At 60.1% G+C, this 21003-nt stretch carries 13 protein-coding genes, 2 tRNA genes and 1 pseudogene; 15 read left to right on the top strand and 1 reads right to left on the bottom strand.

All coding sequences use genetic code 11. The features are described from left to right. Positions 1-11 precede the first annotated feature (11 nt). From glmM to QE453_RS02880, 9 genes and pseudogenes are all read left to right on the top strand, one after another. Positions 12-1364 (top strand): phosphoglucosamine mutase, encoded by a 1353-nt coding sequence (gene glmM / locus QE453_RS02920; protein WP_004445721.1) that lies wholly within the window; start codon positions 12-14, stop codon positions 1362-1364. A gap of 186 nt (positions 1365-1550) precedes the next feature. Continuing rightward, entirely contained in the window at positions 1551-2390 is an 840-nt protein-coding gene (locus QE453_RS02915) for an outer membrane protein (protein WP_004445720.1), read from the top strand. 211 nt (positions 2391-2601) lie between these two features. Continuing rightward, the gene (locus tag QE453_RS02910) at positions 2602-3780 is read left to right on the top strand and encodes a phosphoserine transaminase (RefSeq protein WP_309776345.1); all 1179 of its coding nucleotides are present in this window, start codon (positions 2602-2604) and stop codon (positions 3778-3780) included. 83 nt (positions 3781-3863) lie between these two features. After that, positions 3864-5459, top strand: a complete 1596-nt coding sequence (gene serA / locus QE453_RS02905; protein WP_003506257.1) for a phosphoglycerate dehydrogenase — start codon at positions 3864-3866, stop codon at positions 5457-5459. 217 nt (positions 5460-5676) lie between these two features. After that, positions 5677-6750 carry a Tim44 domain-containing protein gene (locus QE453_RS02900; protein ID WP_309776344.1) on the top strand — a complete coding sequence of 358 codons (1074 nt, stop codon included), beginning with the start codon at positions 5677-5679 and terminating at the stop codon, positions 6748-6750. A 449-nt stretch (positions 6751-7199) separates the two neighbouring features. Beyond that, a complete protein-coding gene (locus QE453_RS02895) occupies positions 7200-8390 on the top strand; it encodes an OpgC domain-containing protein (protein ID WP_309776343.1) in 1191 nt (396 codons plus the stop codon). A gap of 206 nt (positions 8391-8596) precedes the next feature. Next, a pseudogene (gene mnmA, locus QE453_RS02890) lies at positions 8597-9794 on the top strand (tRNA 2-thiouridine(34) synthase MnmA). Between the two features lie 135 nt (positions 9795-9929). Next, positions 9930-10006, top strand: a tRNA-Met gene (locus QE453_RS02885). 50 nt (positions 10007-10056) lie between these two features. Beyond that, positions 10057-10563 (top strand): hypothetical protein, encoded by a 507-nt coding sequence (locus tag QE453_RS02880; RefSeq protein WP_309776342.1) that lies wholly within the window; start codon positions 10057-10059, stop codon positions 10561-10563. Here the strand turns inward: QE453_RS02880 and QE453_RS02875 are convergent. Further along, a tRNA-Gly gene (locus QE453_RS02875) sits at positions 10542-10616 on the bottom strand. The two genes, QE453_RS02880 and QE453_RS02875, sit on opposite strands and share 22 nt — an antisense overlap. 254 nt (positions 10617-10870) lie before the next feature. On the opposite strand from QE453_RS02875, the gene QE453_RS02870 reads away from it, so the two are divergent. The 6 genes from QE453_RS02870 to pbpC all read left to right on the top strand — a co-directional run bounded on the left by QE453_RS02870 (position 10871) and on the right by pbpC (position 20991). Continuing rightward, positions 10871-11380, top strand: coding sequence for a prolyl-tRNA synthetase associated domain-containing protein (locus QE453_RS02870; protein ID WP_113381497.1), 510 nt, complete (start codon positions 10871-10873; stop codon positions 11378-11380). Positions 11381-11433: 53 nt separating this feature from the next. Then, complete coding sequence (gene trxA / locus QE453_RS02865; RefSeq protein WP_173615314.1) at positions 11434-12402, top strand: thioredoxin; 969 nt, start codon at positions 11434-11436, stop codon at positions 12400-12402. A gap of 67 nt (positions 12403-12469) precedes the next feature. After that, complete coding sequence (locus QE453_RS02860; protein WP_022563035.1) at positions 12470-13141, top strand: LON peptidase substrate-binding domain-containing protein; 672 nt, start codon at positions 12470-12472, stop codon at positions 13139-13141. Positions 13142-13151: 10 nt separating this feature from the next. Next, positions 13152-13340 carry a Trm112 family protein gene (locus tag QE453_RS02855; protein ID WP_004445702.1) on the top strand — a complete coding sequence of 63 codons (189 nt, stop codon included), beginning with the start codon at positions 13152-13154 and terminating at the stop codon, positions 13338-13340. 119 nt (positions 13341-13459) lie between these two features. Beyond that, complete coding sequence (locus tag QE453_RS02850) at positions 13460-18916, top strand: alpha-2-macroglobulin family protein (protein ID WP_309776341.1); 5457 nt, start codon at positions 13460-13462, stop codon at positions 18914-18916. Next, complete coding sequence (gene pbpC / locus QE453_RS02845) at positions 18913-20991, top strand: penicillin-binding protein 1C (protein WP_309776340.1); 2079 nt, start codon at positions 18913-18915, stop codon at positions 20989-20991. The genes QE453_RS02850 and pbpC overlap by 4 nt, the downstream gene beginning before the upstream one ends. Positions 20992-21003 lie beyond the last annotated feature (12 nt).

Raw genomic sequence — 21003 nt, 5'->3', positions numbered from 1 at the left:
TTGGAGTTCAAATGGCACGCCGTTATTTCGGAACCGATGGTATCCGCGGACAATCGAACGTCTTCCCCATGACGCCTGATCTGGCGATGCGGGTGGGCATTGCCGTCGGGACGATTTTCCGTCGTGGCCATCATCGCCATCGTGTTGTCATCGGCAAGGATACGCGCCTTTCCGGCTATATGCTGGAAAACGCCCTGGTTGCCGGCTTCACCGCCGCCGGTCTCGATGTCTTCCTGCTCGGCCCGATCCCGACGCCGGCCGTCGCCATGCTGACCCGCTCGCTGCGCGCCGATATCGGCGTGATGATTTCGGCCTCGCACAATCCCTTCTCCGACAACGGCATCAAGCTTTTCGGGCCTGACGGTTACAAGCTTTCCGATGAGCTGGAGCTGGAGATCGAAGACCTCCTCGACAAGGATATCTACGCCCAACTGGCGAAACCTGCCGAAATCGGCCGGGCGAAGCGCGTCGATGGCGACATCTATCGTTATATCGAGTTCGTGAAGCGCACCCTGCCGCGCGACGTGACATTGAGCGGCCTGCGAATCGCCATCGACTGCGCCAATGGCGCGGCTTATAAGGTGGCGCCCGCGGCTCTCTGGGAACTCGGCGCGGAGGTCGTCACCATCGGCAACGAGCCGAACGGCATCAACATTAACCTCGAATGCGGTTCCACGCACCCGGAAGCCCTTCAGAAAAAGGTTCACGAGGTGCGGGCCGATATCGGCATTGCGCTGGATGGTGATGCGGACCGCGTCATCATCGTTGATGAACGCGGTGAGATCGTCGATGGCGACCAGCTGATGGCCGTCATCGCCGACAGCTGGGCCGAAGACAACACCCTCCGCGGCGGTGGCATCGTCGCAACTGTCATGTCCAATCTCGGTCTTGAGCGTTTTCTTGGCGACAAGGGCCTCACCCTTGCCCGCACCAAGGTGGGCGACCGCTATGTGGTCGAACACATGCGCAACCACAATTTCAATGTTGGCGGTGAGCAGTCCGGCCATATCGTGCTGTCGGATTACGGCACGACGGGGGATGGGCTTGTTGCGGCATTGCAGGTTCTCGCAAAGGTCAAGCGCTCCGGCCGCACGGTGAGCGAGGTTTGCCGCAAGTTCGAGCCCGTGCCGCAGCTTTTGAAGAATGTCCGTATCTCCGGTGGCAAACCGCTGGAAAACCCGGTCGTGCAGCAGGCAATTGCGGATGCGGAAAGTGCGCTTGCCGATAATGGCCGTCTCGTCATCCGCCCTTCCGGCACCGAACCGCTGATCCGCGTGATGGCGGAAGGCGACGATAGCGCGAAGGTGGAGCGTATCGTCAATGATCTTGTCGGCATCATCGCGAATGCCCGCTCTGCCGCGTGAGGCATAGCAACAATAAATCAGCAAAAAGCCGGCTTTCCGCCGGCTTTTTCTTTGAGTATTTACTAATAAATATAGTGAATGAGCGTGGTTAATCGGGACTTAACCATTTTACGTCAATCTCCATGACTGAACAGTTCACTGGCATCTGCTGCCGCAAACGCACGTGCCTCTTCTGGAGTGGAAGTCATGAAAAACGCCCTGGCCGGATTTCTGGCCGTCCTGCTGACCGGCACCAGCGCCATTGCCGCCGATCTTTATCAAGCTGAGCCTGCGCCGACCTATGCTCCCGAAGTGGAGATCACCCAGGCAAGCGGCTGGTATCTGCGTGGCGACGTCGGTTATTCTTTCAATAAGCTGCGTGGTGCCAATTATTATCAGGGCGGTCCTGGTGGCTATCTCGCTGATTTCGATACCGCGAAGATCGACGATAGCTATGTCATTGGCGCCGGTGTCGGTTATCAGTTCAACAACTATTTCCGCAGTGACGTGACCTTCGACTATATGGGCAAGTCGGATTTTCGTGGCTCCACGAGCGGTTTCTGCGGTTCCGTTCCCGGCCGCTGCGTCTCGGAGGATCTTAGCTCGGTTCGCGCCTATACTCTGATGGCAAATGCCTACGTTGATCTCGGGACTTACGGACGCGTGACGCCGTATGTCGGCGGTGGTATCGGCGGCTCCTACGTCAAGTGGGACAAGCTGCGCAACACATCCTGCAGTGTCAATGGTCTTGGCTGCGACCCGACCACCGAACACGGCGGCAGGGGCAAGTGGCGTTTCGCTTACGCCCTTATGGCTGGCGCATCCATTGATGTTACCTGTAATCTGAAGGCCGATATCGGTTACCGTTTCCGTCACATCAACAAGGGCGACATGTTCGCCTATGAGAATGGCGGCGGCCCCGGCCGTGACAAGGGCCTCTATTCGCATGAAGTGCGTGTCGGCGGCCGTTATGTCTTCAACGGTTGCGACACCGCGCAATACATGCCGCCTGCCGATATTCCTCTGCAGCCTGCCGTTTATAAATAAACGTCACGCCAACCTGATAGTTTCGGGCCGTCCGCATCCTCCGGGTGCGGGCGTTTTGTTTTATCGGCATTTGGCAAGGGACATGACGCATATGGACCAAGATTCTTCTGCGTAGCGACATATTCCGCTTGACTGGGATCGGCGACAGGAATAGCAACGGCGTCAGGACACTCCACCCTAACGTGGAGCGCCTATCTGGAAGGGTAGTCAAATGACAGATATCGTGAAGCCGGACGTCCGTCCGGGCAATACGCATTTTTCCTCTGGTCCCTGCTCGAAGCGCCCCGGTTGGTCGCTAGATGCTCTCTCCGATGCGCCGCTCGGTCGCTCGCATCGCGCCAAGGTTGGCAAAGCCAAGCTGAAGCAGGCCATCGATCTCACCCGTGAAGTTCTTGATGTTCCCGCCGATTATCGCATCGGTATCGTTCCCGCATCCGACACCGGCGCCGTTGAAATGGCGCTCTGGTCGCTGCTCGGCGAACGTGGCGTCGATATGCTGGCCTGGGAAAGCTTCGGCGCCGGCTGGGTCACCGACGTCGTCAAGCAGCTGAAGCTGAAGGACGTTCGCAAGTTCGAGGCCGATTACGGCCTGCTGCCGAACCTTGCCGAAGTCGATTTCGACCGCGACGTGGTCTTCACCTGGAACGGTACGACCTCTGGCGTTCGTGTTCCCAACGCCGATTTCATTCCCGCCGACCGCAAGGGCCTGACCATCTGCGACGCCACCTCGGCGGCTTTCGCGCAGGATATGGACTTTACGAAACTCGACGTCGTCACCTTCTCCTGGCAGAAGGTTCTGGGCGGCGAGGGCGGCCATGGCGTCATCATCCTGTCGCCGCGCGCCGTTGAGCGTCTCTTGAGCTACGCACCGGCATGGCCGCTGCCAAAAATCTTCCGCATGGTTTCCGGCGGCAAGCTGATCGAAGGCATCTTCACCGGTGAAACCATAAACACGCCGTCCATGCTCTGCGTTGAAGATTATATCGACGCGCTGCTCTGGGCAAAGAATCTCGGTGGCCTGAAGGCGCTGATCGGCCGCGCCGATGCCAATGCCAAGGTTATTTACGACTTCATCGAGAAGAACGACTGGATCGCCAACCTGGCCGTGAAGCCGGAAACTCGCTCCAATACGTCTGTTTGCCTCAAGATCGTCGATCCTGAGGTCCAGGCGCTGGATGCCGCGGCACAGGCCGATTTTGCCAAGGGCGTCGTCGCCCTGCTCGAAAGGGAAAATGTCGCCCTCGATATCGGCGCTTACCGCGACGCCCCGTCCGGTCTGCGCATCTGGGCCGGCGCCACCATCGAGACGGCTGATATGGAAGCCGTCATGCCCTGGCTCACCTGGGCTTACCAGACGCAGAAGGCAGCACTTTCCAAGGCTGCCGCCTGATTTTGATACCGGCCCTGCGCTGATGCAGGGCCGCATAGTTCCCGCTTTCAAAACTGCACCGTTTTTCAAGGAGCCCGTGAACCATGGCACCTCGCGTACTCGTATCCGACGAACTGTCGGAAACCGCCGTCCAGATTTTCCGTGATCGTGGCGTCGAAGTTGATTTCCAGCCGAAGCTCGGCAAGGACAAGGACAAGCTTGCTGAAATCATCGGCAATTACGATGGCCTGGCCATCCGCTCTGCCACCAAGGCGACCGAAAAGCTGATCGAAGCCGCGACCAACCTCAAGGTCATCGGCCGCGCCGGCATCGGCGTCGACAATGTTGACATCCCGGCTGCCTCGCGCCGCGGTATCATCGTCATGAACACGCCTTTCGGCAACTCCATCACAACGGCAGAACACGCGATTGCGCTGATGTTTGCCGTCGCCCGCCAGCTTCCGGCAGCCGACAGTTCCACGCAGGCCGGCAAGTGGGAAAAGTCGAAGTTCATGGGTGTCGAAATCACCGGCAAGACGCTCGGCGTCATCGGTGCGGGTAACATCGGTTCGATCGTCTGCTCGCGTGCACTTGGCCTCAAGATGCACGTTCTCGCCTACGACCCCTTCCTCTCGCCAGAGCGCGCGCAGGAAATGGGCGTCACCAAGGTTGAGCTGGACGAGTTGCTGGCCCAGGCCGATTTCATCACCCTGCATGTGCCGATGACCGACAAGACGCGCGGCATCCTCAACGCTGAAAACCTTGCCAAGACCAAGAAGGGCGTACGTATCGTCAACTGCGCCCGTGGTGGTCTGGTGGATGAAGCTGCCCTTGCGGAAGCCATCAAGTCCGGCCATGTCGCCGGTGCCGGTTTTGACGTGTTCGAAGTCGAGCCCGCCACCGAGAGCCCGCTTTTCGGCCTTCCTAACGTCGTCTGCACGCCGCATCTTGGCGCTTCGACCACGGAAGCACAGGAAAACGTTGCCCTGCAGGTTGCCGAGCAGATGTCGGATTACCTCGTCAAGGGTGCCGTGTCCAACGCCATCAACATGCCGTCGATCACGGCTGAGGAAGCGCCGCGTCTGAAGCCCTTCATCCGTCTCGCGGATGTTCTCGGGTCTTTCGTCGGCCAGGTACAGGAAAGCGCCACCAAGGAAATCGAAATCCTTTATGACGGTGCAACCGCCAACATGAACACGAAGGCGTTGACCAGTGCATTGCTGGCCGGCCTCATCCGCAGTCAGGTTGCCGACGTGAACATGGTTTCGGCCCCGGTCATGATCAAGGAGAAAGGCATCATCCTTTCCGAGGTCAAGCGCGACAAGACCGGCGTTTACGACGGTTACATCAAGCTGACGGTGAAGACGGAAAACCAGATCCGCTCGGTTGCCGGCACGGTGTTTTCGGATGGCAAGCCACGTTTCATCCAGATCAAGAACATCAACATGGATGCCGATGTCGGATCGCACATGATCTACATCACCAATACCGACGTTCCCGGCATGATCGGCTTCATGGGCACCACGCTCGGCGAGGCTGGCGTCAACATCGCCAACTTCCAGCTTGGACGTGAAAAGGAAGGCGGCGACGCCATCGCCCTGCTTTATGTCGACGGTCCGGTTTCCGAAGAGGTGCTGGACAAGCTGCGCGCCAACCCGGCCATCCGCCAGGTCAAGCCGCTGACGTTCAACGTCGACTGATCTATCGTTCCTCCCAAGGGGACAATAGGAACCGGTGCAGGGGAAACCCTGTGCCGGTTTTTTTCCAGCTTTCGATTTGCGGCAGATTTCACGCGCCTCACGCCTTGGTTGCATATCACAAAAAATTTAAGCCGAGCGGTCTAAAAATGATGATCATGAGTTGCTATATCGCCTGTTGAGATGCCGCTCATGGGAGGGCGGCCAATAGGAGATAACGATGTTTGCTGCCTTTCGGCGCTTCAAGGGTTTGTTCGCAGTCGCCGCGCTTGGTATCGCGGTGTCTTTTGTGGCGGTTGATATGGCAGAAGCACGTCGCGCCAGCGGCGGTTTCGGCAGCCGTGGCACGCGGACCTACTCCGCTCCGCCTTCGACCAGCACTGCGCCCGGCCAGACCGCGCCGATTAACCGCAGCATGACGCCCAACACCAACCAGGCAGCTCCTGGCGCTGCTCAGCCGGCACGTCCTGGCGCACAGGCGCCGCAGCAAAATCGTGGCCTCTTCGGCGGCATGATGGGTGGTCTGATGGGCGGCCTGCTGATGGGCGGTCTGTTCGGCATGCTTCTGGGTGGTGGTTTCGGCGGCATGGCCGGTTTCTTCGGCATGTTGCTGCAGGTTGCGCTGATCGGCCTTCTGGTCATGCTCGCCATGCGCTTCTTCGCGTCGCGCCGTCAGCGCCAGCCCGCTTATGGATCGGCCAACGGCTCGCACCGCACGGATCATTCCGGCTCCTCCTATAATGGCGGTTCGCAGGCGGGTCCGGCCGCATCCTCGTTCAAGATCCCGAAGATCGGCGCGATGGCCGGCGCTGCGGGCGGAGCGGCTGCTGCTGCCGCAACGGCAAAGCCCACGCCCCACGCCAACGCCATCTCGGAGGGCGACGAAATCGGCATCACGCAGGGCGACCTCGAGACGTTCCAGAAAATGCTGGAAGACGTGCAGGCTGCCTATGCCGCCGAGGATTATGGCACATTGCGCAAACTGACGACGCCCGAAGCCATGTCTTATCTCGCTGAAGAACTCAGCGATAACGCGACCAGCGGTGTGAAAAACGACGTGCGCGAGGTGACGCTACTGCAGGGCGATGTCGCCGAAGCATGGCACGAAGAAGGGCAGGACTACGCGACAGTCGCGATGCGCTACTCTGCCATCGACGTGATGCGCGACCGCACCTCCGGCAAGGTGATCGAAGGTGACGAGCAACATCCGTCCGAATCGGTGGAAATGTGGACCTTTGTCCGCCGCCCCGGCAACGACAACTGGCAGGTCGCCGCCATCCAGGCCGCCGCCTGACGAATCAGAGCCTCTTAAACGGATAAGGCCCGGCGGTCGCTCCACCGCCGGGCCTTATCCGTTTCGTTCGATAAGCTTCCTAAAAAGCATGGCGGGATGCCGCCAAAAAGAGATTGGGAGATCTTACGGGTGATATATCCGCCAGCCACGCGCGGCGGATTCGGCTTTCCCCTGCCATGCAAGGCCTTGAGGCTTGTTTACCTCGGTATGTCCCGGGCGCATGGCTCATCCGCTTCACGGAATTGCCTTTTTTCATTCATCCGGCATTCAGTCCCCGCGTCCTAACCACAGGGCGTACACGTCAATGTGACTTTTCGTGCCGGTTCTAAACCGCTTTGGGAGCGGAACCTCAGCCGCAAAAACGCGTTGACAATCCAATTCCCGGCATCTCGCAGGCCGGGCTGGGTGGCCGGGCAATGCACGGCCCGCGAGAACGGAGAGCTATCGAAATGAAACGCTTTGACCTGATCGACGGGATGCGTGGTTACTTCCTCGTCTTCATGCTGATCAACCATCTGGTGTTTGCCGGCGGCTTCTGGCTGGTGGAAATCAACCATCGCCAGTTCGCCTTTGTCGAGGACGCGCAGGGCTTCGTATTCCTGTCCGGCCTGCTGATCGGCATGGTATATGCGCGCAAGATGATGAAATATGGCTATGACGCCGGTAAACAGATGGTCTGGAACCGCGCGCTGGAACTCTATCGTTATGCGATGGGTCTCGTCATCGCCGTTCTGTTCTTCCGTATGATCATCCCGCATGCGCCCTATATCTGGTACAATTGGCTCGGCATGACGTCTTTCGACGATCCGCTGCGTCTGGCGGCAATTGCGACATTTCTCTTCCAGCCGACCTTCATGGACATTCTGCCGCAATATATTGTCTACATGATTTTCGCGCCTGTCCTGGTGAAGCTCTGCCTCGATGGCAAGTGGGCCTATGTCATGGCCGGCTCGCTGCTGGTCTGGATGGCGGGACAGCTTGGCCTGCAGCAGATTGTGACGACGCCTCTCAATGAACTCGTCAAGGGCGCGGACGAACAGGGTATTCGCGTCAGCTTCAACCTGCTCGGCTGGCAGCTGGTGTTCTACTCGGCGCTGGTGATGGGTGCTATGACGGCGCAGAACCGCATTCCGTGGAAGAAGATTTTCTCCCCGGAGCATACCTGGCTGCCGAAGGCGGCGCTTGTCATCTGCCTGTTCTTCATGCCGCTCCGCATCGCTACCGCGTGGGGTCTGATGCCGGAATTCATGATGGGCAAGTTTTCGACGATGGAGATCCGCGCCGATTTCGGCCCGGTCTATCTCATCAACTTCCTCGCCGTCGGCGTTGGCCTCACCTGGCTCGTGATTGCCGGACCGCATCACCACCGCCCGCTCGTGCGCTCCATCGCCGAAGGCGTTATCTGGGTGCTGTCGCTGAAGTTCCTGCAATTGCTCGGCCGCCACTCGCTGCAGGTCTATGTCTGGCACGTGGCGATCGTTTACGGCGTTTATTATCTCGATGGACGCACGGCGGAACTGTCGCAGCTGAACAAGACGCTGATCGCCTTCACGGCCATCGGATTACTGGCCATGCCCGCCCTGTGGCGAGAGCGCGACAAGTGGTTCGGCAGCAGCGGCCAGAAGACGGCTGGCGCCTGAAGCCCTCCACAAGGGGAATCAGACGGCTTTACGGGGCGGTTTTCCGCCCCGTACTTGCGTGTGAAGCCATTCCTTTCTATATGCAGCCCTTAAATCCGCGGTATGGCGAGACAGGACGGCCCGTTTGGTGGCCAAGGTTTCTTGCGGCGGATGACCGACAGGCGGCGGGGCCTTTACCCCCGTTATGACTGACGATGGGAAAAAACGTGAATACGCTCGATTTTGACAAGAGGCCGGAAGATACCCGGATCGTTGTCGCCATGTCCGGTGGCGTCGATTCTTCTGTTGTGGCCGGTATCCTCAAGCGCGAGGGCTACGATGTCCTCGGCATCACCCTCCAGCTGTATGACCATGGCGCCGCCGTGCACCGCGCCGGCTCCTGTTGCGCCGGCCAGGATATCGACGATGCGCGCCGGGTCTGCGAAACGCTGGGCATCCCCCATTACGTGCTGGATTATGAAGCGCGGTTCCGTGAAACCGTCATCAACCCCTTTGCGGAAGCTTATGCGATGGGTGAGACCCCCATTCCCTGTGTTGCCTGCAACCAGACGGTAAAATTCGCCGATCTTCTAGCGACCGCGCAGGAACTGGGTGCCGATGCGCTGGCCACGGGCCACTACATCCGTTCGCGGCCCAACCCCGTTCCCGGCCAGGCGGGCCGCCGCGCGCTCTATCGGCCGATCGACAGCGACCGCGACCAGAGCTGGTTCCTGTTCGCAACCACGCAGGAACAGATCGATTATCTGCGCTTTCCCCTCGGTGGCCTCTCCAAGGCCGAAACGCGGGCTTTGGCGGAAGAAATGGGGCTTGTCGTTGCCAAAAAGGCCGACAGCCAGGATATCTGTTTTGTGCCGCAGGGCAAATATACCGATATCATCAACAAGCTGAAGCCGAATGCGGCTCTGGCGGGGTGATATTGTGCATCTCGACGGGCGTGTGCTCGGCCGCCACGATGGCATCGTGCATTATACGATCGGTCAGCGCCGCGGTATCGGCGTTGCGACGGGCGAGCCGCTTTACGTCGTGCATCTCGATGCGCGTGGCCGCCGGGTCATCGTTGGCCCGCGTGAGGCGCTGGAAACCCGCCGCGTCTATCTGCGTGACATGAACTGGCTGGGTGATGGCGACCTGGCCGTCGACGCTGGGCAGGGCTTCGCCTGCTTCGCCAAGGTGCGTTCCACCCGCCCTCCGACGGAGGCAGTGCTGCATGCGGATGAGAATGGTATCTATGTGGACCTGATGACCGGAGAGGCGGGTGTCGCGCCCGGTCAGGCCTGCGTGCTTTATTCCGCGCCGGGCGCGGATGCCCGCGTGTACGGCGGCGGTTTCATTGAACGGTCCGAGCGCTCGGCGGAGGCCGAGGCGTCGCTCAAGGCGCTTCTGGAAAAGCCGGTTGCCGCCTGAAACCACTCGCTTTTTGCAGCGATGCGGAAAGCGAATTTTTTGCGCATCTTGCGCTTGACACTTTGGGGAGCGGCACCTTATAAGCCGCTCATCCTGATGGAACGGCCGGTCACATGACTGTCACGTTTCCCCTGTGGCGGGGTAGCTCAGGTGGTTAGAGCAGCGGAATCATAATCCGCGTGTCGGGGGTTCAAGTCCCTCTCCCGCTACCACTTTTCTTCATACGAAAAAACCGTACCTCACCGTGCAGCGCGGGAGTTCGTTGCTTGTCTCAGCGGCAAATAGCAATGGATCAGACGCCTTTGCCGGCGAATCTCGCCCAAAAAAAGGGAAACCCGCTACTGCTAAAATGCAGCCAGCGGGCCTCGACCTCTACCCCCTCCCACAAGGGCGGCTGCACAAAAGCACACTGAATGAAATATGGCAAGATCAAGGCGTCATATTGTTGCTGCTGACAGGGGTGTTCTGCCATTCAGCCGCGTATGACGGGGCTCTCACCCGTAGTTTTAAAGGGGCGGGCGCAGGAGGCGACTTTAAAGAGGGTAAAAAAATGCCCGCTGGCAGCGGGCAATCAGAGGGAACTGAGGTTAGGAGCCTCAGCGTTCAAACGGCCATCCTCGATATAGGTTCCGCCCGGGGGACAATTTTTGTACCGCTCGTACACGGACAATATGAAGCCGATGACGCCGGAACGAAAACCGCCGCTGCGAAAAAAATAAACATCCGGAAGATCATTACTTGGGAAACTGGAGCGGGCGAAGGGATTTGAACCCTCGACCCCAACCTTGGCAAGGTTGTGCTCTACCCCTGAGCTACACCCGCTCAAATCCACCGGTCCGGGGTAGTATGCTGAACCGTGGGCCGCCGAAGCGGCGACGGGCGCTATATCGCTCAATCGATTTTGGAATGCAACAGGGAAATGACAAAAACGCGAAAATTTCTTTGAGAAGTGCGACAAGCGGCGGAAAAGATTGATAATTTTTCCTGCAGCCGATTTTTCCCGCGTTGCCAATAAGCGGCTGCCCCCTTAATCATGACGCAACGACAATGGAATCGGCAGAGGCAGGTGGCAGCATATGGCGGAGAATTCTCGCAAGACGGCAGCGGAGCTGTTCGAATTTCTCGATGGGCTCGGAATTTCGCACACCACGAAACAGCACGAGCCTGTCTTTACCGTCGCGGAATCGCAGTCATTGCGCGACCTGATCCCTGGGGGCCACACAAAGAACCTCTTTGTAAAGGACAAGAAGGACCAGTACTTCGTTCTGACCGTGGAAGAAAACGCGGTGGTGGATCTGAAAAGCGTCCATAAGACCATCGGTGCGGCAAGCCGCGTGTCCTTCGGCCGGCCGGAAAAAATGCTCGAATATCTGGGTGTGGTGCCGGGTTCGGTAACGGTGTTCGGCGCAATCAACGACACGGACCGGCAGGTCACTTTTGTGTTGGATAGCGCGCTGCTGGAAAACGAACTTGTCAATGGCCACCCGCTCTCCAACGACCAGACGACGACAATCGCATCCGCGGATCTCATTCGCTTTCTCGAGGCGACCGGACATACGCCGCTTGTCTTGAAAGTCAGCGAGTGAGATACGATCTTTGCTTCAATCAAGACATATGACAGAGGTTACGGGAGACCGGCATGAGCGACACGAATAATCCTTACGGCGGTTCCTACGGCGGGCAGATGTCCGCAAGCGCGCACTATAGTGGCGAGCTGAATGGTGCGTCCTCCGGACACATCAAGGACACAACGACGGCTGGTTTCTCCAAGGACGTTCTGGAAGAGTCACGTCGTCAGCCAGTTCTCGTGGATTTCTGGGCGCCCTGGTGCGGCCCGTGCAAACAGCTGACGCCCGTGCTCGAGAAAGTCGTCAACGAAGCGAATGGCCGCGTGAAGCTCGTGAAGCTGAACATTGACGACCACCCGTCCATTCCCGGACAGCTCGGCATCCAGTCCATTCCGGCGATCGTCGCTTTTGCGGATGGCCGGCCGGTCGACGGCTTCATGGGCGCGGTGCCGGAAAGCCAGATCAAGCAATTCATCGAAAAGATTGCCGGCCCTGATGCAGGCGATCCCAGGGCGGAGATCGAGGCCGTTCTGACCGAAGCGAAACAGCTTCTGGCCGATGGCGATTTCAACGGCGCAGCACAGCTCTTTGGCGCCGTCATGCAGGCGGATCCGGAAAACCCCGCAGCGATTGCCGGCATTGCCGAATGCATGATCGCCGCCGGACAATATGAGCGGGCCAGTGAATTGCTGTCGTCACTGCCGGCGGAACTCAATGAGGATGCGGGCATTCAGCTCGTTTCGAAAAAGATCGCCCAATATGAGGAAGCCCGCAAGATCGGCGATCCCGTGGCGCTGGAAAGCGAACTGGCAGCCGACCCAGATCGACACGAGGCACGGGTTAAGCTTGCGAAGGTGCTGAATGCGCAGGGCCGGCGCGACGAGGCGGCGGATCATCTGCTCTACGTCATGCGTAAGGATCGGACCTTCGACGACGACGGCGCGCGCCGCCAGCTTCTCGAATTTTTCGAGGCCTGGGGCTTTAAGGATCCGGCGACCGTCGCGGGCCGCCGGAAGCTTTCGTCGATACTGTTTTCTTAATGCGGGCATATCCCGGCCAGGCGGTTGATCCGCCGGCCGGCAGCAGTGAACAGGGGGCTTGATTCCCATGCATGTCGGAAATGCAAGATATGTGAAGAGCGACGACCTGCCGGAAACCGTGCCGGTTTTTCCCCTTCCCGGTGCTCTTCTGTTGCCGGAAGGCCATCTTCCACTCAATATCTTCGAGCCAAGATATCTTGCCATGATCGACACGGCGTTAGCGGGTCACCGTCTCATCGGCATGGTGCAGCCAGCCCTTCATGTCATTGAATCGGGCCTAGAGGGAGGGCCGTTGAGTGCGGTTGGGTGCCTTGGCCGCATCACCTCCTTTTCCGAAACCGGCGATGGCCGTTACATCATCTCGCTGACTGGTGTGTGCCGTTTCCGTCTGCTGGAGGAGGTGGAGGCCGGCAAGCCCTATCGCAGTTTCCGTCACGCGCCCTTCATCGCCGATCTCTCCGGCGAATACGATGAGGAGGCCGTGGACCGTGAAAACCTGCTGCGGGTGTTCCGCTCGTTTCTGGATGCCAACCAGCTGGAAGCGGATTGGGAGAGTGTGGAAAGGGCCGGCAACCGTGTTCTGGTCAATTCGCTTTCCATGATGTCTCCCTTTGGACCCGCCGAAAAACAGGCGCTGCTGGAAGCGCCCGATCTGAAGACGCGGGCCGAAACATTGATCGCCATCACCGAGATCGTTCTTGCCCAGGGATCGGGTGAGGGCGGCAACGTGCTGCAGTAGGATCGCCGCCATGGACGACAGGATGAACAACGTCGATCCGAAGCTTCTCGAATTGCTTGTCTGCCCTTTGACGAAGGGCCGCCTTTCCTATGACCGCGCCCGCAATGAACTCATCTCCGAAAATGCGCGGCTTGCTTATCCAATTCGTGACGGTGTGCCGATCATGCTCATCTCGGAAGCGCGTAAAATAGAGGACTAAACGCAGCTTCTTTTCCTCTCCACAGATTGTCATGGCGCGAATTGACGAAGATGCGTTGACAACCATGCGTGGATTTGACCAGAGTCCCGCCCGACATGTCTGTTGCGGGGAGAAAACTGATGTCGTTGCGCGCGCTCGTCCGGATTTCGCTGGTTGCGGTCTCAGCCGCCATGATTTTTGCGCCAGCCATGGCGGCGGAACCCTCCCGCAAGGTCGTGACCACCCAAAATGGCGATTATTTCGGCTTCGATCTCAGGACGGAGCAAAACGTCTCTTTGGAGCAATGTGGCGAGATTTGCGCCGGAGACACATCCTGCAAGGCCTTTACCTACAATCCAAAGGTGAAATGGTGCTTCCTCAAATCTGATTTCAATCAGCTGAACGCCTTCCCCGGTGCGGTTGCCGGCAAGATTGTCGAAGTGGCGACGGAAGCCGATATCGGCGCGCCGCAGCGCCTGTCCTTCGTCACTGACAGCCTGCAGCAGGAAGCGCGCCGAATGAAATCCGGCCTTGCGGCGAATGACGGTGAGGGCGGGCAAGGCGTGGAAGCCCTCGTACAGATGGCGCGGCAGCAGGCGGCCGCGGGCAATATTCCCGATGCGGTTACGACCTATAAGCAGGCCCTTGCGATCACGCCAGACGACGGCGCGCTCTGGGCGGAGCTTTCCGAAAAGGCGGCGCAGGTCACCGATAATTATTCGATCGCAGGGCAAGCGGCGTCTGCCGCCATCAATGCCTATCAGCTGAGCCGAACAGTCAGCGCCCGCACAGACGCCCTGAACCGGCTGGCGAAGGCATTTGAAAGAACCCAGAATTATCGCGCAGCCCTCAATGCCTATAAGGAAAGCCTTGCGCTCACCGATGATGCACAGACAAAGGCGGCCTATGCCGACCTGCGCACGCGCCAGGGTTTTCGCGTCATCAACAATACGGTGGATACGGACAGCGTAAGCCCGCGCGCCTGCGTGCAGTTTTCCGAACCGCTGGTGAAGAATGGCGTCGATTATTCTTCCTTCATCACGCTGGATGGGGCAGCCCCCAAGGCCATCGAGGCGAAGGGCAGCGAAATTTGCGTCGAAGGCCTGACCCATGGCCAGCGCTACAAGATCGCGCTGCGCGCCGGCCTGCCGTCTTCCGTGGAAGAGCCGCTGGAAAAACAGGTCAATCTCGATATTTACGTGCGTGACCGCGCGGCCAGCGTGCGCTTCACCGGCGAGAATTTCGTGCTGCCGGGCAGTGCGCGCCGTGGCATTCCGATTGTCTCTGTGAATGCCGACAAGGCCGACCTGAAGCTTTATCGCGTCGGTGACCGCAATATCACCGCGCTGCTGGCAAATTCGCAGTTTCTGACGCAGATGGACGGTTACAATGCCGACCGTATCGAAAACGAAATCGGCGAGCTTGTCTGGCAGGGCTCGATTGATATCCAGCCCGATCTCAACAAGGATGTGGTCACGAGTTTTCCAGTGGATGAGGCCTTGCCGGAGCGCAAGCCGGGCATCTATGTGCTGACTGCCGTGCCGCCGGGCACGGCGCCGGAAACCTGGGATTCGCGCGCCACCCAATGGTTCCTCGTGTCGGATACCGGCATCACCACCTATGCCGGAACGGACGGTTTGAATGTATTTGTCCGTGCACTCGGCAGCGCCAAACCGCTTGCGGACGTGGATCTGCAGCTCCTGGCCAAGAACAACGAGGTGCTGGGCACCGCGAAGACCGATGCGGACGGGCGCGCGGTGTTCTCTGCCGGCCTGATGCGCGGCACGGCGGCTCAGGCGCCTGCTATCCTGACCGCGCGCAACGGCGATAAGGATTACGTGTTCCTCGATATGACCCGTGCAGGCTTCGATCTCTCGGATCGCGGCGTGACGGGACGTGCAGCACCCGGTGCTATCGACGTGTTCAGCTGGACCGAACGTGGCATCTACCGTGCCGGCGAGACCGTGCATGCCGCAGCCCTGGCCCGTGACGTTGACGGCAAGGCAATCGAGGACCTGCCGCTCACTTTCATTTTCTCACGCCCTGACGGGGTGGAAGACAGGCGCTTTGTCAGCGACGGCAAGGCGCTTGGCGGTCATGCGGTGGATCTGCCGTTGCAGGCAAATGCCATGCGCGGCACCTGGACATTGCGCATCCATACCGACCCGAAAACGGCTGCGATCAGCGAAAAGAGCTTCCTTGTCGATGATTTTGTGCCTGACCGCACCGAGTTTGACCTCTCGAGCAAGGCAAAACAGATCGATCCGGGCGCAGAAACGGCAATCGACGTTGATGGCCGTTATCTTTATGGCGCGCCCGCTGCTGGCCTGACGCTGGAAGGAGAGGTCGCGATCAAGCCGACGCGCACCAGCGCCGATTTCGAAGGGTATTTCTTCGGCCTGGCCGACGAGGAAAGCGAAGAGGAAAACCGCACGACGCTTGCCGATCTGCCGGTCCTGGATGAAGAGGGCAAAGCGAGCTTCAACGTTGATCTCACCGATCTGCCATCCACAACGCAGCTTCTCTCCGCCAACATCACCGTGCGCATGCGCGAAGCCGGCGGCCGCGCCGTGGAACGCTCGCTGGCGCTGCCCATCAGGGCGGAAGCATCCGTCATTGGCATCAAGCCGCAGTTTTCCGGCGATCTCGCCCAGAACTCCGTTGGACGTTTCCATATCATCGGTGTCAGTGCCGATGGTGCCAAACAGGCGATGAATGGCCTGACCTGGAAGCTCATCAAGGTAGAGCGTAACTATCAATGGTATCGTCAGGGTAATTCCTGGCGTTATGAGCCCGTGGAATACACCAAGCAGCAGGAAACCGGCACGCTTTCGGTCGACGCCAATGGCGGCGAAATTTCCGTGCCGGTCACCTGGGGTCGCTACCGGCTGGAAGTGGAGGGTGCGGGTAATGGCGCACCGGTTTCCAGTGTCGAATTCGATGCCGGTTTCTATGTGGAGGCAAGCTCGACGGAAACGCCGGATGCGCTGGAAATCGCGCTGGACAAACAGAGCTACAAGATCGGCGATACGGCCAAACTCAAGGTCTCCTCACGTTTCGCCGGTGAATTGATGATAACGTCCGGTTCGGAAAAGCTGATTGCGGTACAGAATGCCGAGATCGGCGAAGAGGGCGGCGAGATCGACATTCCGGTCACCGAGGAATGGGGCGCTGGCGCTTATGTGACGGCGACGCTGTTCCGCCCCGGCGACGCGCAGGAAAGCCGTATGCCCATGCGCGCCATCGGCATCAAGTGGCTTGCCGTCGATCCGGCCGAGCGCAAGCTTGCCGTCACACTCGGCGCGCCGCAGAAGACGCTGCCGCGCCAGCCGCTCGAAATTCCGATCGCGGTTGCGGGGGCTGGTGTGGGCGAAAAGGCCTACGCCATCGTTGCGGCGGTCGATGTCGGCATCTTGAACCTCACCCGCTATGAGCCGCCGAAGCCGGATGAATGGTATTTCGGCCAGCGCCGGCTGGGACTGGAAATCCGCGACCTCTATGGCCGCCTGATTGACGGCTCGCTTGGCGCCACCGGCCGGCTGCGCACCGGCGGTGATGGCGGCGGGGCGGCCCTTCAGGGCAGCCCGCCCACGGAAAAGCTTGTGGCCTTCTTTGCCGGTCCGGTTGAACTCGACGCTAACGGCAAGGCGACTGTGAGCTTCGATATTCCGCAGTTCAACGGGACGGCCCGCATCATGGCGGTTGCCTGGACGAAGACCGGCGTGGGACATGCGGTTTCCGATGCCATCATTCGCGATCCCGTCGTGGTAACCGCCAGCGCGCCGAAATTCCTCGCCCCCGGCGATATCTCGCAATTGCGGCTCGATATCGCCAATACGGATGGCGACGCCGGCGACTACCGGCTGGATGTGACCAGCAATACGGCTCTGACGGTCGATCAGGGTGAAGTGTCGCAGACACTTGCGCTGCAAAAGGGCGGCAAGTCGTCTTTGACCGTTCCGCTGACGGGCGAACAGCCCGGCAATGGCGCGATCACCATAAAGGTCTCCAATGCGGCAGGTGTCTCGCTTGAGCAGGTTCTGAACATTCCGGTGCGCCCGGCCGTTCTTCCAGTCACGACGCGGCGCGAAATCAAGATTGCGCCGAACAGCAGCCTGACGATCAATGGCGATCTTCTGGCCGACAGCATGCTCCTCGGCTCCTCCGTCGCCGTTAATGTCACGCGCTCGCCCGCTTTCGATATCCCGGCGCTGGTGATGATGCTGGACAAATATCCTTATGGCTGCGCCGAACAGACGACGAGCCGCGCGCTGCCGCTGCTTTACGTCTCGGAACTGACGAAGGACAGCGGCATGGCTGAAGATCCCGACACTCGAAAGAGGGTCCAGGAAGCGGTCTACCGCGTACTGTCCTTCCAGTCGAGTTCCGGCAGCTTCGGCCTCTGGTCGCCGGGTTACGGCGATCTGTGGCTCGATGCCTATATTACCGACTTCCTGACCCGCGCGCGCGAGCAGAAGTATGATGTCCCCGAAGCGGCCATGGTGCAGGCGTTGAACAACCTGCAGAACGGCCTGTCCTATGACAGCAATGTAAAGGATCGCGGCAACGAGATCGCCTATTCGCTTTATGTGCTGGCGCGCAACCGCAAGGCGGCGATCAACGATCTGCGTTATTACGCCGATACTGCGCTTGCCGATTTCCCGACGCCGCTTGCCAAGGCGCAGGTTGCCGCAGCCCTTTCGCTTTACGGCGACCAGGCCCGTTCGAAGACCGTGTTCGGTGCGTCGCTCGACATGGCCAGCCGCGCCACCAATGTCAGCTTCGCCCGCGCCGATTACGGCTCCGCCCTTCGCGACGGTGCGGCGGCGCTGGCGCTGGCGGCGGAAAGCCGTCCGGTTCCGGCCGTCGTGCCGCAGCTTGCCGGTGCCGTGGCAAGGGAATGGGAAAAGAAGCCCTATACCAGCACACAGGAGCAGGCATGGATGCTGCTGGCCGCCCGGGCCGTGAAAGGCGAGGACAAGGATATCCGTCTCGATGTGAACGGTGATCTGCAGACCGGCGGTTTCGGGAAGCGGATGAGCGGCGACGAGTTGCTGGCCGCACCACTGAAGATCGCCAATGCCTCGGCTGATCCGGTCACGGCCGTCGTCACTACGGTGGCCCCGCCGGCTCAGCCGCTCACTGCCGGCGGCGAAGGCTTCACCATCACCCGCACCTATTACTCCATGGACGGTGAAGAGGTGAACCCGAGCGACGTCACACAGAACGAACGTTATGTCGTGGTTCTGAACGTGGTGCCGCAAAATAACTGGCAGTCGCGCATTCTGGTGACGGATCTAATGCCTTCCGGTTTCGAGATCGACAATCCGAGCCTCGTCAATTCGGCCGAACTGTCGAATTTCGACTGGTTGCCGGAAACGGAGGCGGCGCATACAGAATTCCGCTACGACCGTTTTGTGGCGGCCTTCGATCGCTCGGCAGGGGACAGTTCGGAAATTGCGCTGGCCTATGTCGTCCGCGCGGTCACTCCCGGTACTTATGATCATCCGGCGGCGTCTGTCGAGGATATGTACCGGCCGCAATTTGCCGCCCGCACCGCAACCGGCCGCATGGAGGTGCGTTCGGCGACCCCATGAGGCGGAAAAAAGCTGTCATCGTCGGCTTCGTTATGGCCGCATTGCTTATCGGCGGTGCGGCCTTCGGTCTGGATGCGCTGGACAAGGCCTACCCGCCGCCGCTCGAGACAGCGCGGCAGCGATCCTTGGAGGTGTTGGACCGCGACGGTAAGTTGCTGCGTGCCTTCGCAACACCGGATGGCCGCTGGCGGCTCGACACCACGGCGGCCGAAGTCGATCCGCAGTTCCTGCGGATGCTGGTCGCCTATGAGGACCAACGCTTTTACGACCATCACGGTATCGATCCCTGGGCCTTGCTGCGTTCCGCGTGGCAACTGGTGAGCAACGGCCGGATCGTATCCGGCGCCTCGACGCTTTCCATGCAGGTGGCGCGGCTGGTCGAGCCACGCGCCGATCGCTCCTTCTCGGCAAAGCTTCTTCAGGCCCTGCGGGCTATTCAAATCGAACGGCGGCTCAGCAAGGCGGATATCCTCGATCTTTATCTGAATATCGCGCCCTATGGCGGCAATCTCGAAGGCATACGCGCGGCCAGCCTCGCCTGGTTCGGCAAGGAGCCGGGAAGGCTCGACACGGCCGAGGCAGCCCTTCTGGTCGCCCTGCCGCAATTGCCAGAAAGGCGTCGCCCGGACAGGTATCCCGAGGCGGCGAGACAGGCAAGGGAACGGGTCTTGCAGAGGCTTGCCGTCGAACGTGTCGTGGGTGAGGGCGAAGCGGAACGGGCGACGCTTGCGGGCGTTCCGACCAGCCGGCGCGATCTGCCGGCGCTAGCACCGCACATGGCTGCTGCCGCGCGTGCGAAATTCCCCAATGCTGCGGAAATACGCTCGACTCTGAAGCTTTCGATCCAGCGGGAACTGGAAGGCGTGGCGCGCCATGCAGCAGGAAAAATCGGCGATAAGGTATCCGTCGCCATCGTCATGGCCGACGCAGAGAGCGGGGATATTCTGGCGGAGGTCGGCTCGGCGGATTATCTCGATACCGCGAGGAGGGGTTTCGTGGAGATGAGCCGCGCGGTGCGCTCGCCCGGATCGACTCTCAAGCCATTCATTTATGGCCTCGCCTTTGAGGATGGCCTGATCGGTCAGGAGACCATCATCGAGGATCGCCCGGCTGATTTTTCCGGTTACCGGCCGCGCAATTTCGACATGCATTATCAGGGCGATGTCAGCATCAGGCAGGCGCTGCAACTGTCGCTCAACGTGCCCGCCGTGAAATTGCTCGACGCGGTGAGCCCATCGGCGCTGATGGTGCGGTTCCGGCGGTCTGGCGTCACACTCGCGTTGCCTGCTAACGAAGCACCCGGGCTCGCCATTGCTCTCGGAGGCGCCGGTATTTCGCTTGTCGATCTTGTCCAGCTTTATGCCGGGCTAACAGGTGGCGAGGGTTCCGTACGCCTCGGTGATGGCGTCCGCTCCGCCCCGGAACGACTGGAAGGCGACCGATTGTTTTCCGATGCCGCAATCTGGAACGTTTCGGACATCCTGTCCGGCGTGCTGCCGCCACTCGGCATGAAACAGCGCGGCATCGCCTACAAGACCGGCACCAGCTACGGTTACCGCGACGCCTGGTCGATCGGGTATGACGGGCGGCACGTGGTCGGCGTCTGGGTCGGCCGCGCCGATAACGGCGCCGTGCCGGGTATTGCCGGTTACGCGACGGCGGCTCCCATCCTCTTCGAGGCCTTTGAAAAATCGGGCGTGGCCATCACGCCAATGCCGACAGCACCCTCCGGCGTCGCGCGCGTGAGCGTGGCCGACCTTCCGGCAAACCAGCGGCGTTTTACGACGACCGCAAACGGCCTGCTTTCGGCTTCAAGACGTGAAAGCGCCCCGCGCATCGTTTATCCGCCCGAGGGCGCGCGGGTGGAGCTTTCCGGCCAGTCGGGCATCTCGCCACTGGTGCTGAAGCTTCAGGGCGGGCGTGCACCCTTCCGCTGGCTCGCCAACGGTTTGCCTTTGCCGGATGCGTCCCACCGTCGCAACAGTGAATGGCGACCGGAAGGGCAGGGGTTTTCCACACTCACGGTGATTGACGCCGATGGCCGTGCGTCGAGTGTCCGGATTTTCGTCGAATGATGACGGCGCGTC

Origin of the sequence: Agrobacterium sp. SORGH_AS_0440, from assembly GCF_031453135.1 — a bacterium.
Taxonomy (GTDB): domain Bacteria; phylum Pseudomonadota; class Alphaproteobacteria; order Rhizobiales; family Rhizobiaceae; genus Agrobacterium; species Agrobacterium pusense.
The sequence above is the reverse complement of the archived record's forward strand: the minus strand, read 5'-3'. Positions and strand labels throughout refer to the sequence as shown.

What these genes read in the sequence shown, in the direction of transcription:
- QE453_RS02855 (WP_004445702.1), top strand. Translation starts at nt 13,152, where the DNA reads ATGGACGACAGGATGAACAACGTCGATCCGAAGCTTCTCGAATTGCTT.
- QE453_RS02870 (WP_113381497.1), top strand. Translation starts at nt 10,871, where the DNA reads ATGGCGGAGAATTCTCGCAAGACGGCAGCGGAGCTGTTCGAATTTCTC.
- glmM (WP_004445721.1), top strand. Translation starts at nt 12, where the DNA reads ATGGCACGCCGTTATTTCGGAACCGATGGTATCCGCGGACAATCGAAC.
- QE453_RS02910 (WP_309776345.1), top strand. Translation starts at nt 2,602, where the DNA reads ATGACAGATATCGTGAAGCCGGACGTCCGTCCGGGCAATACGCATTTT.
- QE453_RS02900 (WP_309776344.1), top strand. Translation starts at nt 5,677, where the DNA reads ATGTTTGCTGCCTTTCGGCGCTTCAAGGGTTTGTTCGCAGTCGCCGCG.
- QE453_RS02895 (WP_309776343.1), top strand. Translation starts at nt 7,200, where the DNA reads ATGAAACGCTTTGACCTGATCGACGGGATGCGTGGTTACTTCCTCGTC.
- pbpC (WP_309776340.1), top strand. Translation starts at nt 18,913, where the DNA reads ATGAGGCGGAAAAAAGCTGTCATCGTCGGCTTCGTTATGGCCGCATTG.
- QE453_RS02860 (WP_022563035.1), top strand. Translation starts at nt 12,470, where the DNA reads ATGCATGTCGGAAATGCAAGATATGTGAAGAGCGACGACCTGCCGGAA.
- QE453_RS02850 (WP_309776341.1), top strand. Translation starts at nt 13,460, where the DNA reads ATGTCGTTGCGCGCGCTCGTCCGGATTTCGCTGGTTGCGGTCTCAGCC.
- QE453_RS02915 (WP_004445720.1), top strand. Translation starts at nt 1,551, where the DNA reads ATGAAAAACGCCCTGGCCGGATTTCTGGCCGTCCTGCTGACCGGCACC.
- trxA (WP_173615314.1), top strand. Translation starts at nt 11,434, where the DNA reads ATGAGCGACACGAATAATCCTTACGGCGGTTCCTACGGCGGGCAGATG.
- serA (WP_003506257.1), top strand. Translation starts at nt 3,864, where the DNA reads ATGGCACCTCGCGTACTCGTATCCGACGAACTGTCGGAAACCGCCGTC.